Below are 16,014 nucleotides of genomic sequence, written 5' to 3' on the forward strand. Positions count from 1 at the left end.
CCCCCTCCGATTAGTCTACCCGACTATAACATGTTCTCGCGTAGAATTCACGGAAAGTCCTGTTTTTACTACAATTTTTTTAGAATCCGCCGTTTATTAATAAGACAAAGAGTCCTTGGAAAAGCCCAACGACACCCCCAATGAGTGCTCCTAAGTACGTTATTAACTTTAGTTCCTTAGAAGCTACAGACATCACTAAATCTTCAAGATGCTGAATCGAAAAAGATTGAACCTGCTGGGTAATGATTTGTTCAATGTGTAAAGTCTCTAAGAGTTTGCCAATTCGTCTAGCCGCTATCTCAATCATCATGGTTGAAGCCGTTGGGATCCATGTGGAAAGGATTTGCGTTTCATACCTTTGCGCCCAGCTATTAAGTGGTGATGTTAAAGAGCGTAAAATGGGGGCTTTGCCTTTTACAAGCTGACTGAAAAACGCTGCCACTTTCTCTTCGTTTATAAGGCTTGATACTTCAGAGAACGGTTGTTCCTTCAGCTTTTGCCATTCCTTTTCAAGGAGCTCGGTAACCAGTTGATTGGTACGATCGTTCTGCAAAAAATGCAGGATCTCTGGCTGGATTTTGTCCACCAACCGCTCATTGCCCAAAAACATTTGAAGCATGCTGCCTAGGCGCCCTTTATGATCGAGAAACTCATCTACCATAACACTGAGCTTTTGTTTGCCTTCACTGCTTTCAAAATAAGTGGTTGCTTTTCTTAAAATGGCTGCAGACACTTCGGGAATATAGCCTTCAATACGTGAAGTAAGTTCTGGCGGAAGAATGTCATCAATCTTTTTTTCTTGATTTAATTCTATAAACTGGTTTAGTCCTGCTTGAATGAATGTATCGGTTCGCTGAAACAATACGCTTTCGATGTTTTGGAACCCTGTATTTTCCGCAATAAATTCCTCAAGGGTTTGCTCACTATTCACAACTTTCCTGAGCTCTTCCTCCATCCAGGTTGTTACACCTGTAGTAAAGGCTTTTTCTTTTATTTGTTTCTCCAGTCCTTCTGCTGTCAGTAAATAGGTTCCTACCATATTTCCAAGTTGTACAGCAATTTCCTGATGACGTTTGGGAATTAGTCCTGGTGTCAATGGAAGTTTCCACTTTCCTATATATAAAGCACGATATGGCTTAAATAACATGCGGATGGCAAGAGCATTAGTTAAGCCACCAAGCGCAGCTCCAACTACAACCATAAAAACGATAAATAACCACGGATCCACTTTCAACACTCCTTCTGCTATTAAAGCTCGACTTATCTAGTATAATCGATTTTTTCTTGTTAGGAAAATATCCAATTCGAGAGAGAGAATAGCTAAAAAAACAATCAGGGATACTATGTAGATCATCTAAAGAAAGGAGGAGAAAAAAATGAAGGAATCAAAACAAAAGCAGGAATCCGATCAGGGTAGAGAAAAGTACTTCATGGATGTAGATCGTATGATTAATGAAGGTCTAGGGGGTGGCAAAATCGCTGGTCATCATGCCGGCGAGATTGAAGAAGCCCGACCTCTTGAAGAAGAAGATCCTCCTTCTTCATCTGATTAACTCTATGCTAAAACCCATGGAGGCGATATACTTAATGAGAGTCCATTTATAGAGGTGAGCTTCAACCATGATCGCACAATCATTAAAAAGGCAATTTGATCAAGCAATCACTACAAACCCGGAAGATTATAGACGTACGGACGTTCTTTGGCTTCAGGACGATCAGTCTCAGCCGATTGGTTTTTATAAAAATGAAATTACGACTCGAGAGCAGCAGCTATTAAAGCTGCTCTTACCCCAGTGGAAGCCGTTTCCTATACCTGAAACAGTTATGGAAGTAAGCTGGAGCAACTGGTTGTTTGAAGAATCAGCTATTGATAAGATACCTCCAGTTGTTGGATCAATTAGATTTATTCATTTTTCATTAGACGAATCCATTGATACATATAATGACTTTCATGAGGCTTGGCAGAATCAGATTTCTGGAATGCTAACGATCCTTTGGGTTGATTCTCTAAGTGGAATCGTGATTCATCAAGCTGAAGAGGACGAAAACGACTTTTTAAGTTTTGTTCAAGCCATTGCAACGGATTTTTATATCGATATGTCTTTACTTATAGGCACTGAATGTACAACACAACAAGCGAAACAGCGCTTTAACTGGGAACAGGCCTGCTTTCGGGCTGCGCTCCCACACGTTAATGCTCAGCATATTTTTTATGCACACCAGGCAGTCCCCTACTATTTAATTCAGTTTATTCCTGAATCGGAACGCAGCTATATTAGCTCTAATGTGTTAACGGAGGATGTTTTATCAGATGTAGATATGATTAAAAGTATATCTGCTTATTTACATCATCATCTTAATCTTTCTTCCGCTGCGAAAAGCTTGCATATGCACAGAAATAGCTTGCAATATCGTATTGATAAATTTATTGAACGCACTGGCATTGATATTAAACAATTCCCTCAAGCAGCCTGCATGCACTTTATTTTACTGTTACAAGACAAATCCTAAAGATTGTGCACACTGCCTAGAAGCTACTAGCAACTTTGTGCACCTTCCCTATAGTCCAAACCCATGAAAAGGCTTACAATTTGTTTATATTAAACAGTTGGAGGGATTTGAATGGCTGAAATTAGCTTAGATAATATTTATAAAATTTATGATGGTGACGTAACAGCTGTATCTGATTTCAATCTAAAAATTGAAGACAAAGAATTTATCGTGTTTGTAGGACCGTCTGGTTGCGGTAAATCAACTACTCTTCGTATGATTGCTGGCCTTGAAGATATTTCAAAAGGTGATCTCCATATCGGTGAGAAGCGTATGAATGATATCGCACCTAAGGATCGTGACATTGCGATGGTATTCCAAAACTATGCCCTCTACCCTCATATGAACGTATACGATAATATGGCCTTTGGTCTAAAACTACGTAAATTTAAAAAAGATGAAATTGAAAAACGCGTGAAAAATGCCGCTCAAATTCTTGGATTAACAGAAATGCTTGACCGTAAACCAAAAGCAATGTCTGGTGGTCAGCGTCAGCGGGTTGCACTTGGACGTGCTATTGTTCGGGATCCACAAGTATTCCTAATGGATGAGCCACTTTCCAACCTTGATGCAAAGCTACGTGTACAAATGAGAGCTGAAATTACTAAGCTTCACAAGCGTTTACAGACTACAACTATTTATGTAACGCATGACCAAACTGAAGCAATGACAATGGCCACCAGGATTGTTATTATGAAGGATGGTTTTATCCAACAAGTTGGTACACCAAAAGATGTATATGATAACCCTGAAAACGTGTTCGTTGGTGGATTCATCGGTTCCCCTTCTATGAACTTCATAACAGGACGTCTTGATGGCGATCAATTTGTTGTAGGTGAAATTAAGCTTAAAGTTCCAGAAGGTAAATTAAAGACATTGCGTGAAAAAGGCTATGTTGACAAAGATCTTATTCTTGGCATTCGTCCTGAGGATGTACATGATGAACTCCTTTTCCTTCAATCATCACCTGACACTAAACTAAACGCAGTGATCGAAGTTGCTGAGTTAACAGGTGCTGAGACAGTTCTTTACTCTAGTGTAAACGGTCAGGAGCTTGTTGCCAGAGTCGACTCTCGTACGGATGTAACTTCCGGTCAAACACTTGAGCTTTCACTCGATCTAAATAAGTGTCACTTCTTTGACGCTGATAACGAGCAACGTATTCGTTAATTAAAAAATCAAAAAAGCTGTTCCCTTGAGGAATGGCTTTTTTTCATTAATAAAGGGAATGGTGAGATCACCATTCCCTTAGAGCCATCATTATTTTTGGTATCCACCAAGTTGTTGTTCAGCAGCTTGTACTAAACGCTTAGTGATTTCTCCTCCAACTGAACCGTTAGCACGTGCAGTTGAATCTGGTCCAAGAGTTACACCAAACTCAGAAGCGATTTCGTATTTCATTTGATCAAGAGCTTGTTGTACACCAGGTACCACAAGTTGATTTGAACTGTTGTTAGCCATATGTTTCACCCCCTTAACTAGTTATAGTGTAGGTTTTTTTTATATTAGTTATGTATCAGAAAAATTGGTAATAGTTAGTTGTTTTTTTGTGCTTGTCTAAAGTGTTCGTGATAAACTTTAGTGTGAAACCATACACTGCATCATACGTATATGAAATACGACGTGATCGATAGGGGGAACTTGAATGGGATTTTTAATTGCTGGAGCAATAATAGTTATTGTGGGTGCAGGTTGGGTCATTATGTATAATGGTCTAGTGAAACTGCGAGGCTGGAAGGAAGAATCATGGTCTCAAATTGATGTACAGCTGAAGCGTCGCTTTGATTTAATTCCTAATCTCGTGAAGACGGCTCAGAGATATATGGAATATGAAAAAAATACTTTAGCTGAAATTATTGAAAAGCGTAACCAAATTACGTCACCAGATTTAACACGCGAAGAGCAGGTTCAAGCTGACAATGAGTTAACTGGTACGTTAAGACAGTTTTTTTCTCTAACTGAAGCCTATCCAGACCTTAAAGCGAATGAAAGCTTTAATAGGTTACATGAGGATCTTGTGGCAACAGAGAATAAGGTTGCGTATTCAAAGCAGCTTTATAATAAAACAGTTATGCAATACAACAACAAAGTCGAATCATTCCCGAGCAATGTGATTGCGTCTATTCATAACTTCCGTAAGCATAGCTATTTGGAAGCCACGGCCGAAGAGCGCAGGACCGTTGAAGTGGACTTTGACCTATAAAAGAAACGGGGACTGGCTATGCACTTATATCAGCAGATTAGTCGTAATAAACGAAAAACAGTTTTGATTGTCTCTGGTTTTGTCTTCTTTATTCTGGCTGTGGGTGCTGCTATTACATATACCTACATAGGTGATTATATTAGTGGCATTGTTTTAGCAGCTGTGCTTGGCGGAGTGTATACCTTATTTATGCTATCAAGCAGTACAAATGTAGTTATGAGAATGAATCACGCCAGAGAGGTACGTAGCGCCGATGATCATGCCTACCTCTGGAATACAGTGGATAGCCTTTCTTTGGTAGCTCAAATTCCTCAGCCACGTATTTTTATCATTCAGGACGCAAGTCCAAATGCATTTGCTGCTGGTACCTCTCCAAAAAAAGCTGCCGTCGCTGTAACAACTGGGTTACTTGATCGATTGAACCGTGAGGAATTAGAAGCAGTAATCGCCCACGAAATAGCCCATGTTCGAAATTATGATGTTCGCCTTGCAACAATAGCAGTTGCTCTTGTTTCTGCCATTGCCATACTCAGTGATATTGGAGCTCGCAGCATGATGTATGGTTCAAGAGGAAGACGAGATAATAAACAAAACGGCATCATCCTTCTTATTTCCTTTATACTTATATTATTATCACCTGTTGTCGCTACATTAATTCGATTAGCGATTTCTAGAAATAGAGAATTTCTTGCTGATGCCACTGCAGCTGAGCTAACACGAAATCCGAATGCTTTAGCTAATGCGCTTCGTAAAATTACTCAATCCAACCAGCCTGTAAAAGAAGCGTCGAGTACATCTGCTTCGTTATACTTTGCTGATCCTCTAAAGAAGAAGGCTGCGGGTTTGTTCTCCACACACCCACAACCAGAGGAACGAATTAAACGGTTGGAATCGATGTAAACAATTGAAAAAGTGCGCAGTCTTATAAAAATTGTTTTTCAATGAACTCTCCTTGCTCCCACACGAGTCTCCATGTATTCCTACGCTAGTTTATGCTTACTATCCTCCTTTCAAGAAATCTGAACCTGCATGGGCTTTTCGCTTCTTCTATAAAAAAGTGGGTAAGATCATCTGCAGATGACCTTACCCACTAATCTTAGTATGCTGTTATCTACTTAAGTTTTTACAAAGGTGACTTAAATTAAATTACCGTCGTCACTCGGTCGTCTGTTCGGGTGAATACTTCGGCTAACAAGCCCATACCTCGTTCAATTTCTTCATCTGTAGCATGGGTGAAATTGAGGCGCATGGTATTATGCTTTGGCACACCGGCATAAAATGGTGCTCCTGGAACATATGCAACACCTTTAGTAACAGCCTCTGTAAGCATCGCTGTTGTGTTTACTTTTTCGTCTAACTCAATCCACAGAAACATGCCGCCTTTAGGTTCAATAAAATGAACATTTGGCAGGTTCGAATGCTGCAAACAATTCATCATCACGTCTCGTCTTCTGCGGTATAAGTCTGTGACTCCTTTGATGTGACCATCAAAGTCAAAATGAGTACAAAGCTGATAAATCGCTTGCTGTGACAATGAATTAGAATGTAGATCATTAGCCTGTTTGGCCTGCGCCATCATTCTAATGACTTGATAAGGTCCAACAATCCAACCGGTCCGTAAAGCTGGCACCGCTGTTTTTGAGAATGTACTTGTGTACATAACTCTGGAACCATCATCTAAAGCAGCCATTGGTGTATAGGTTTCCTCCGAATTAAATTGAATATCTCCATAAGGATCATCTTCTAGAATTAAACAATTATATTTATGAGCAAGTCTCACAAGCATCTTTCTTCGTTCAAGAGACCAAACCTTACCGGCTGGATTAGAAAACGTAGGAACAACATATACGCATTTTGGACGAAGTGTCCTCATTTTTGCTTCTAGATCCTCCTGTAGCATGCCCTCTGAATCTGAATCAACAGCTACAATATCTGCCTCATACGATTGGAACACCTGAAGGGCAGCCAAGTACGTCGGATCCTCCGTTAATACGATATCTCCGGGGCTGAACATGACTCTTGAAAAAAGATCTATAGCTTGCTGTGATCCAGTTGTCAGCAAAACATCATCGCCCGTGAACCCGGTAATTTCTTTTCGTTTCATTCGCTCCACTACAAGCTCACGCAAAGGACGATACCCTTCTGTCTCAATATATTGCAACGCTTTAGTACCTGATGCAAATGCTCGCGAGAAGGCTTCTTCAATGGCCTCTACTGGAAACAAATCATCTGCTGGTAATCCCCCTGCAAATGAGATAACATCACCATTGCCAACAACCTTCAAAATATCCCGCACTGCAGATGACTGCAAGTGTCGTACACGTTTTGAAAAAGCGTATCTCATCTCTCAACACCTCTGAATTTTTCTCTCTTTAGTTAAGTTTTATAGTAGCCTTTATTTTATCTGATTTATCTGTAAAGTCAATCTTTTAATCTTATGCTAAGAAAACTGAAACGCTTCTCCTATTTCATCGTATATAAATTAACAGGCTATTACAGTCATAAAAGGCTGTGATAAACTAATAATACTGAATACTTAAGGAGGGTTTACATGTTCCGTTTCTTTTCCCGAGTACGTACAATTGTTTCATCAGAATTAAATTCCTTACTAAATAAGGCTGAAGATCCAGGAAAGATGCTTGACCAATTTATTGCTGATATGAAGAGAGATATCTCTGAGGTGGAGGCCGCTGTCGCTAAACAAATTGCTAGCGAGAAGCTCCTTAAGAAACAGCTTGATGACTCGGTTGAAGCCGTTACAAAGCGTGAAGAACAAGCAGTCGTAGCCCTTGAATCAGGCGACGAGGACCTAGCTAGACGTGTGCTCGAAGATAAGAACAAGCAGCAATCCCACACCAGCAGCCTGCAGGTTTCACATGAGGAAGCACTAAAGCTTTCTGAGGAGCTAAAGATTAAGCTTCGTGAAATGAAGGATGAGCTTCAAGAGATGATCATGAAAAAGGATTCATTAAAAGCACGAAATGAAAGTGCTAAAGCACGTGCAAAGGTAAACCGTTCGCTTTCTGGATTGGATTCAGGGGCTAAGAGCGGTTTTGAACGTATGGAAGAAAAGGTCATGCGTAGTGAAGCAGAAGCAGAATCCTCTGAAGAACTTCGCAGTGTAAACAAAACCTTGGATGATGACTTGGCTGCCTTAACAAACAAAAGTGCTGTTGATTCAGAGCTAGAAGCTTTAAAAGCTAAAATTAATGCAAAAAAGACCGCTGAATAGCAGTCCCTTAACTAGAAAGTGCAGAGCCTAAAAGTAAAGGCTTCTGCATTTTTTTATTATAGCTGAGCTTCTTTAAACGCTTTTTGCATAAAGTGTGACGCTTTGTCTACTTCCCCAGCTTCTAATGCCACTTTAAACTTATCAAAGAAGTGATTTAACTCTTCATTTTGTTCGTTTTTTACATGTATGGCTACTTCATTTTCTTTTTTTAATAGCTGTTTCATTCGGTTTAATCGTTCCGAGGTCTCAGCTATGCTTTCTTTTACTTGAGTTAATTCTTCCACAGCAGCTATAAAATCAAGCCGCTCAACTTGCTCTGATACCTCGGAGAATTCATGTGATACATGCTTAAATTTTTGCTGAAGATTTTGTAATGAATATCCAGACTCCTGCTGTAATGATTGAAGCTCCACTCGCAGCTGCTCAAGCTTGCTCTTCTCTTCTTTCATTTGAGCTGATACTTGTTTATCCTCTTGGTTCAAAGCTTGAAGTTGCTTAGTAGCATTAGAGAGCTTCTCGAATTCCTCCGTAAGCTGTTGCTCTGCTCTGGGTAATACTGCCAAAACGGAACCATATGAATCTTTAGTAATACGTAAGCCTTCTAAATTCTGTTGCGCTTCTTTAGCCGTATTTAGTATTACTAAAAACCTTTCACTTAACTCCTCATAACGCTCTTTGGTTTCTCCTCGGGTCAGCTTAATTAAATCTGTTGATGTGTGATAAGGTTCAAGCACTTCCGAAAGAAGTTGATCATGCTGCTTAGCCAATCTACGTACTTCCTGTTCTAAATGACGATTTCGCTTATTTTGCAGCATATTTCTTATGAAGAAGATAAGAAATAGTGCAACTCCAATCGTAACAACTACTTGAATAATAGTCACCAACATTATCAGCCCCCTTTCTCTATATGTGTCTTCGTCTTTTCCCTATTATAACAGTCATAATGCTTCTTCTACTAACACTATACGTTTGTTCATTCAATAAAGTTGCAAAAAAAGTGGCTGAGACAGAACTACAAAGAACTATGTCTTTCTGATAAAAAGAGGCTACTGAAAAAGTCATCAAGAAATGAGCTTATGCACCGCTACAGGAGAAAACTTCGCTTTCCACGGGAACGGCCTCAGCCCTTGAAGTGGAAAGGCACCACTTCAATGTTGGTCTGCCGCGTTCTGTTCCGTAGGAGTCTACGTTTTCTCCTTCCACTCATGTTCCCGATCAGACAAAGGAACTGTTAGTAAGACAAACTATGCTACTGCAGTGGAATGGTCCGTCACTTGCGGTTCTTTAGAAGTTGAACGGTCTTCCTCTCCCTTACTACATCCTTCTGTTAAAATCAACTTCTTATGTAGGAAAGTTACGTAGACTCCACGTAAGTCACCTCTCATATACTTAATGCCGCCACTCTCACCAAGCGGACGAAAATGGAGGGCTGACACCTGCGGGATGAAAAGGTTCATTGAGATAAAAGGGCGAAGCCCGTTAGCTCAATACCTTCCCGCGGTAAGCATGCCCCCATTTTCGGGAGCGACAATCGAAGAACTGTAACTCAGATAACCTCCAATTCCTCTATGTAGTTAAGCGTTTGAAGTGTACTCTGGAGTAACATCCCCCCTCTTTTGTACAATAAAAAAGCAGAAAAATGAATGGAGAGACTCCAACATTCTTCAGCTTTTAGATTAGTAATAATTCTTATCTTTCAAAGGCTGCATATTGTGACCTTACTAAATCAAAATATTTACCTTGATTATCTATAAGCTCCTCATGCGTACCTTGTTCAAGAACATTTCCTTGCTCAAGAACAATGATATGATCTGAATCACGTATAGTAGAAAGTCGATGGGCAATCATGATTGCCGTACGATTATGAAGCAGCCTCTTTAAGCCTTTCTGAATAATGAGCTCTGTTTCTGTATCAATACTAGCTGTTGCTTCATCTAGAATAAGAATACGTGGATCTGCAAGTAATGCTCTTGCAAATGACAGTAGCTGCCGCTCTCCTACGGACAAGACATTTCCTTGCTCTTCAACCTCCGTGTGGTATCCATTTTCAAGCTTTGAGATGAAGGTATCTGCGCCAATAGCTTTTGAAGCCTCCATCACTTGTTCATCCGTCGCTTTTACATTTCCAAAGCGAATATTCTCCATAATCGTCCCAGCAAAGATAAAGGTATCCTGAAGTACGTAACTGACATTTGAACGTAGCTCATTCAGCTTAAGATCTCTCAGATCCCGTCCGTCCAGTAACACTCTACCTTTAGTTGGATCATAGAATCGACTCATTAAATTAACAATCGTTGATTTCCCAGAGCCAGTATGACCAACTAACGCAATGGTTTTCCCCGCCTCAAATGTTAAGTTAATATCGTTTAGTGCTTTTCGTGAAGAGTCGTAAGCAAATTCAACATGATCAAAGACTATTTCACCTTTCACATTCTCAAGTGGTTTTGCATCCGGCTTTTCCGGTACAGATGGCTTTTCATCAAGAAATTCAAAAATTCGTTCTGATGAAGCCATACCGACTAGCAACTGGTTATACACCTGACCCAATCGTGAAATCGGCTCCCAGAACATGCCTAGGTAAAAGGCAAATGAAACAAATACACCAATCGTAATATTAGGGTCATTCCCTTGAAGAAGTGAGGCACCATACCAAATTAAGATCGCTCCCCCTAAGGCACTTGCTAATTCTACAAATGGTCTAAACAATGCATTCATGCGTGATGCTTGCTTCCAGCTTTCATAGTTATCCGTATTTACTGATTCAAAGAAGCCCATATTTTCTTTTTCCTGAGCGTAAGCTTGCGTCACACGGATGCCTTGAATACTCTCATTTAAGTGGGAATTCAATCGAGACTGCCTGATTCGAACTACCTGCCACGCTCTGCGAATTTTCCTACGTAGCTTTGTAGATATAAAAAACATAATCGGCAAAACAATCAAAATCGCAAGGGCAAGCTGTGGACTTAAGCTAAATAAAATGATGACGATACCTACTAGCATCACTATATCCATCAACAAGTTTACAACACCATTTGTAAACAAATCTTGAAGGGAATTAATATCATTAATGACCCGAACGAGTATCGATCCAGCAGAACGCTTATCAAAAAAACGATGCGATAGTCGCTGAATATGCTTGAATAAGTCTGAGCGTATATCATAGATCACATGCTGCCCTAACTCGTTCATCCATCGTATCCGGTAATACGTAGAGACATAGGATACTAAATACATTGCAAACACAATTCCTGCTAACAAAAACATAAAGGATGCATTGCCACTTGATATCCCATAATCTAATGCATATACCCCAATGAATATAGGTATGGCTAAGCGCACAAGTGTAGACACGAGCATCGCTATAATGGTTTTTGGCAGTAATGATTTGGCATATGGCTTCATGTAAGCAAATAGCCGGGTCATTTGCATCCAGTTAAACGGCTTCTCAATAATTTGTTCGACAGGATAGTGAAATCTGGTTTTATTTGTTGATTGTTCCATCATCTATCCCCCTTCATGCCCTTTGCAGCACATGCTGCTGGTCTTGATTTTGTATATCATAAATTCTTCGATAGATACCCGCACGGTGTTCAAGCAACTCATGATGAGTGCCTCTTTCCACAATTTCACCCTCATCAAGTACAAGAATTTCATCAGCGTGCTTTACAGACGAGATGCGGTGGGCAATGATAAAGGTTGTGCGGCCTTTCATCACTTCTCTAAACGCTTGTTGGATTTTAATTTCTGTTTGCATATCAACCGCACTTGTTGCATCATCAAGTATTAAAATGCTTGGATCCATAATGATCGCTCTTGCTATGGCAATCCGTTGTTTCTGTCCACCAGATAAACCAAGCCCTCTTTCACCAAGTACCGTATCATATCCTTTTGGTAGCTTTGAAATGAATTCGTGAGCATCGGCTCGTTTAGCGGCATCTACAATCTCTTCCATTGATGCATCTGGATTTCCATAGGATAAGTTATCACGAATCGTAGAAGAAAATAAAAAGGTCTGCTGAAGAACAACTCCAATGTTCCTGCGTAATTCCTTTACTGTATAATTCTCAAGTGGTCGACCATCTATTAGAATCTCACCAGATTGACGTTCATAAAAACGCAGTAAAAGCTGAATAATTGTTGACTTCCCTGATCCTGTTGCTCCAACCAAACCGATTGTTTTACCTTTAGTAGCTTCAAATGAAATATCCTTAATTGCCGGCTTGTGCTTGGAATCATATTGAGCTGTTACTTGACGGAAGCTAACTTCTCCAACCAGACGAGAAGATTGTTCTTCCTCCTCACCATCTGGCCGCTCATCTTCATCTAAGACCTCGAGCAGTCGTTCACCTGATGCTTTAGATTGTGAAAATGTATTGATGATAAATCCAAGCCCCATAATTGGACCTGTGATATACGCAATTAAGCTAAAGAACGCCACAAGCTCTCCTGGTGTCAGCGAGCCAGTAATCGTGAGATAGCCTCCAAAAGCAAGTAAAATGACAGCAGCTAAATTCCCTACTAGCTCCATAAGAGGAAAATAGGTTCCCCATATTTTTGCTACGTGCAGATGATTATCTCGGTAATCATCGTTTTTTCCTGAGAATCTATAAATTTCTTCATCTTCTTGAGACAGCGCTTTAACCGTCTGCATTCCACTAACGTTCTCCTGCACCTTTGTGTTCAGACGCGCCAATGATTTACGAATACTTCTAAAAGCCGGGTGTACTCTTTTGTCAAAACGAATCACAACAAAAACAAGCAGAGGAACCATGGCCATTGTCGCAAGAGTCAGCGGTACAGAATAATAAAACATAATAGCCATACTAAATCCGATAAGTAGGACCAAGTTAACTAACTGAGCACAGCCAAATGATAAAAAGAATCGAAACGCTTCTACATCCGCCGTTAACCTTGACATCAGGTCTCCAGTTTTGGCATTGTCATAATATCGGAAGGGTAGAAATTGCAGCTTTTTATATAACGATTTTCGAAGTCGATATACAGCTTTAACACCAAACATATCCCCCAGATATTGATGAATGTAAACAGCGCCCCCTTTCAAAAGCATGATCCCTATAAAGCCTAAAGCTAGATACGGAATTAAATCGTATTGACCGCCTACAACTGCCGTATCAATTGTGTACTGCAAAATAATCGGATACAACACTGTTAACCCTGTTACAGCAGTCAAGGCAACCAATGACCAAATAAATAATAATTTATCTGGCAAGAAAAATTGGGAAAGCCTCTTAAACGTATCCATATTACCACCCACCCTTAATCAATCGCCCTCCAAATATTTAGAGCCACGAAGAATAATAAAATAGCAAACTTTATCTTACCCCGATCAAACATAACAGTCAATCGTTAAACCTTGATTTTTTTATTTTTCTGACCATTATATTAAAACGCTTTCATTGCTGAAAAATAGACAACTTTGTCTTTATTAATATTAAGGCATGCAAAAGAACGACCTGGTTCTATCAGGTCGTCCTTCAAACCATTTTTCTCAAGGCTAGGACTCATACTGCCTAGTAGTACCATCGTCAAATGTTATTTCCAAATCCAGCACATCGTACACTCCACCAAATTCAAACACGTATCTCATTTGTTGGATAACCTCTTCAGTGAACGTTCCCTTATCAATTGTTAGCTGATTTAACTTGTCATAGAGCTCTTCATCCTCAATCGTAGATGGTTCTGCTAAGTCATTATGATACATCCATTGCTCTTCTTCTCCTTGCACATAATGAACCCTTACTTCCTCACCATTCTGATACACCACCTGTAACGTTAATTCTTGAATCAACTGAGTGGAATCTGGAACTTTTTGAATGGAAGCAGGTGGGCCTTGATTTGCTTGGTTCCGAGTGGAGTCATTCTCCTGCTCCTGCTGCTGGCATCCAAACAACACTCCTAGCATGATAATAAAAATCATCGATCTGTACATACCGGTATCTCCTTTTTTATTGGATATACCTAGTATGTCCAGATAAACGGAGAGTACCATGTCCATTTGCCACAAGCTTACCTGCTTATCCTACACACCTCAGCGTAAGACATGACTCAACATTACACTTAAATATATTTTCTTTGCATTTTTTTGCCGTCATATAAAAAGCAGATTGCTTTCTCATTCACCTTTGATTCAATGTGCACAGGTCTGCCCCAAAGCTGATAAATATATGGAAGAACCTTTTCAAGGTAGCTTACATCTAACTCCGTGTCTTCGTAACTATGCGTAATATACAGTTCTCCATTTTTCATATAATCTCCATCCGTAATTGTTAAGTAAGGGAAGCCTCCATTCACTCGAGATGAGGCGAGCTGATCTCTGATTTCTTCCCACTGCTTATCAATTACTTTGTATTCGCTCCCTTGTTTCTGGAACAAATACATGTCTTCCCTCATGACTAAATCCTTTGTTAGGTAATTGCGAATGAAGGAGATATCTGATTCAATTTCCCTTACTTCAAACATCTTCTCCCGGCCACCACCTGGCTTCACACCCTGACGCTCTTGCATTTCCTTAGTGGGATTGTCATATTCCTGCTCAATGTTTTCAAAGATTTTTAAGCCTAGGTAATAGGGATTTATAGATGTTTTTGATGGTTGGACTACCCCAGCATTCAGCTTAGCAAATTCGATTGTTTCGTCTGTTGTTAAATCCATCTCACGTAAAATTCGTGCATGCCAATAGGAGGCCCATCCTTCATTCATAATTTTTGTTTCAAGCTGTGGCCAAAAATACAGCATTTCTTCACGCATCATCGTTAAAATGTCTCGTTGCCAGTCCTCAAGCTCTCGACTAAATTGTTCAATAAAGAGCAGCATGTCTTTTTCTGGTTTAGGCGGGAATGGTGTTTTCTTACGCGGGAAGGTCGTCTCTTTTACTTCATTATTTGCATCCAGTCCCCAAAGGTCGTCATATTCACTTGTCTTTTTAAATGGCCTTTCTTGTTTTTCTTCCGTTGTCCATGATAGCTTTGGTCGAAGTAAGCTCGGATCAATATGCTCTTGGATAGCTAGTACGGCATCTAGGAAGGTTTCAACTTCATCCTTACCATGCAGATGCTCATAATGTGCAATTCGTTCTGAAGTCGCACTCATACTTTCTACCATATCTCTCCGAGTGTTGGAGAACCTGACATTGTGTTTAAAAAAGTCACAGTGTGCCAAAACATGAGCAACAATTAGCTTGTTTTGTATTAATGAATTGCTATCAAGTAAAAACGCGTAGCAAGGATCTGAATTAATGACCAGTTCATAGATCTTACTTAATCCTAAATCATATTGCAGCTTGCTTTTATGAAATTGTTTTCCAAAAGACCAATGGCTATATCGTGTAGGCATTCCATATGCTCCGATTGTATAAATAATTTCTGCTGGGCAGATTTCATAACGCATCTCGTAAAAGTCCAAGCCAAAACCGGTAGCAATCTCCGTAATTTCCCCAATGGCACGCTTTAAATCATTCCATTCCTCCGCCACATGATTCTCTCCCCTCATTTAAACACCTCTTATACTATATGAGGGAACCCGAATTATTTATGAGTATCCTTTATGTAAATTAAAGTGATTGGGACAATATTACTTTAACTTGCTACATCCTTCATTAAGAATAAAAACAACTTCTTCTATAGGAAATTCATGTAGAAACTACGTGTGTCACCTCTAATATTTTTGAGACCTGCCACTCACCAAGCGGACGAAAATAGAGCTTCGACATCTTCAATGAGCTCAGGCACCGCTACAGGAGAAACCTACGCTTTCCACGGGAACGGCCTCAGCCCTTGAAGTGGAAGTGCGCCACTTCAATGTCGGTCTGCCGCGTTCTGTTCCATAGGAGTCTACGTTTTCTCCTTCCGCTCATGTTCCCGAACAAAAGGAAATGAGGGCTTTTTTTGTTTAAAAGAAGACTAACTATTATATATAGCTTCTTTTACAGTGAACTTGATGAAAAGATTGCTTAAGATAAATTCACATAGTCATAGTCGAACTGTACTTAAATACCTGCACCGTGCAGGAA

Annotated in this window: 14 protein-coding genes; 6 read left to right on the top strand and 8 right to left on the bottom strand. The window is 40.0% G+C overall.

Annotated features, from left to right (window positions below):
- Positions 1-79: 79 nt before the first annotated feature.
- The gene (locus FN960_RS15090; protein WP_143849660.1) at positions 80-1,228 is read right to left on the bottom strand and encodes a DUF445 domain-containing protein; all 1,149 of its coding nucleotides are present in this window, start codon (positions 1,226-1,228) and stop codon (positions 80-82) included.
- Positions 1,229-1,376: 148 nt separating this feature from the next.
- On the opposite strand from FN960_RS15090, the gene FN960_RS22875 reads away from it, so the two are divergent.
- The 3 genes from FN960_RS22875 (at position 1,377) to FN960_RS15100 (ending at position 3,720) form a co-directional block, all read left to right on the top strand.
- Positions 1,377-1,553, top strand: a complete 177-nt coding sequence (locus tag FN960_RS22875) for a hypothetical protein (RefSeq protein ID WP_185971055.1) — start codon at positions 1,377-1,379, stop codon at positions 1,551-1,553.
- Positions 1,554-1,620: 67 nt separating this feature from the next.
- Positions 1,621-2,511, top strand: a complete 891-nt coding sequence (locus FN960_RS15095) for a helix-turn-helix domain-containing protein (protein WP_143849662.1) — start codon at positions 1,621-1,623, stop codon at positions 2,509-2,511.
- Positions 2,512-2,622: 111 nt separating this feature from the next.
- On the top strand, positions 2,623-3,720 hold the full coding sequence (locus tag FN960_RS15100; protein WP_143849664.1) for an ABC transporter ATP-binding protein: 1,098 nt from the start codon (positions 2,623-2,625) through the stop codon (positions 3,718-3,720).
- 90 nt (positions 3,721-3,810) lie between these two features.
- Here the strand turns inward: FN960_RS15100 and FN960_RS15105 are convergent, their stop codons facing one another.
- Positions 3,811-4,011, bottom strand: a complete 201-nt coding sequence (locus tag FN960_RS15105) for an alpha/beta-type small acid-soluble spore protein (RefSeq protein WP_143849666.1) — start codon at positions 4,009-4,011, stop codon at positions 3,811-3,813.
- A 184-nt stretch (positions 4,012-4,195) separates the two neighbouring features.
- On the opposite strand from FN960_RS15105, the gene FN960_RS15110 reads away from it, so the two are divergent.
- Together FN960_RS15110 and htpX are read left to right on the top strand one after the other, a co-directional pair.
- A complete protein-coding gene (locus FN960_RS15110; RefSeq protein ID WP_143849668.1) occupies positions 4,196-4,753 on the top strand; it encodes a LemA family protein in 558 nt (185 codons plus the stop codon).
- Between the two features lie 18 nt (positions 4,754-4,771).
- Positions 4,772-5,653 carry a zinc metalloprotease HtpX gene (gene htpX / locus FN960_RS15115; RefSeq protein WP_143849670.1) on the top strand — a complete coding sequence of 294 codons (882 nt, stop codon included), beginning with the start codon at positions 4,772-4,774 and terminating at the stop codon, positions 5,651-5,653.
- 241 nt (positions 5,654-5,894) lie between these two features.
- Here htpX and FN960_RS15120 read toward each other — a convergent pair whose 3' ends face one another.
- A complete protein-coding gene (locus FN960_RS15120) occupies positions 5,895-7,097 on the bottom strand; it encodes an aminotransferase-like domain-containing protein (protein WP_143849672.1) in 1,203 nt (400 codons plus the stop codon).
- Positions 7,098-7,304: 207 nt separating this feature from the next.
- Here FN960_RS15120 and FN960_RS15125 point away from each other — a divergent pair, with 207 nt between their 5' ends.
- Positions 7,305-7,985 carry a PspA/IM30 family protein gene (locus tag FN960_RS15125; RefSeq protein ID WP_143849673.1) on the top strand — a complete coding sequence of 227 codons (681 nt, stop codon included), beginning with the start codon at positions 7,305-7,307 and terminating at the stop codon, positions 7,983-7,985.
- A 56-nt stretch (positions 7,986-8,041) separates the two neighbouring features.
- On the opposite strand, the gene FN960_RS15130 is transcribed toward FN960_RS15125, so the two are convergent.
- The 5 genes from FN960_RS15130 to FN960_RS15150 form a co-directional block, all read right to left on the bottom strand.
- Positions 8,042-8,872 (bottom strand): coiled-coil domain-containing protein, encoded by an 831-nt coding sequence (locus tag FN960_RS15130; protein WP_143849675.1) that lies wholly within the window; start codon positions 8,870-8,872, stop codon positions 8,042-8,044.
- Positions 8,873-9,674: 802 nt separating this feature from the next.
- Positions 9,675-11,486: an ABC transporter ATP-binding protein gene (locus FN960_RS15135; protein ID WP_143849712.1), complete on the bottom strand. Its 1,812-nt coding sequence runs from the start codon at positions 11,484-11,486 to the stop codon at positions 9,675-9,677.
- 13 nt (positions 11,487-11,499) lie between these two features.
- Positions 11,500-13,248 carry an ABC transporter ATP-binding protein gene (locus FN960_RS15140; RefSeq protein ID WP_143849677.1) on the bottom strand — a complete coding sequence of 583 codons (1,749 nt, stop codon included), beginning with the start codon at positions 13,246-13,248 and terminating at the stop codon, positions 11,500-11,502.
- Positions 13,249-13,500: 252 nt separating this feature from the next.
- A complete protein-coding gene (locus FN960_RS15145; protein WP_185971056.1) occupies positions 13,501-13,935 on the bottom strand; it encodes a YusW family protein in 435 nt (144 codons plus the stop codon).
- Between the two features lie 128 nt (positions 13,936-14,063).
- Entirely contained in the window at positions 14,064-15,494 is a 1,431-nt protein-coding gene (locus FN960_RS15150; RefSeq protein WP_143849680.1) for a SpoVR family protein, read from the bottom strand.
- Positions 15,495-16,014 lie beyond the last annotated feature (520 nt).

Origin of the sequence: Alkalicoccobacillus porphyridii, from assembly GCF_007293315.1 — a bacterium.
Taxonomy (GTDB): Bacteria; Bacillota; Bacilli; order Bacillales; family Bacillaceae_D; genus Alkalicoccobacillus; species Alkalicoccobacillus porphyridii.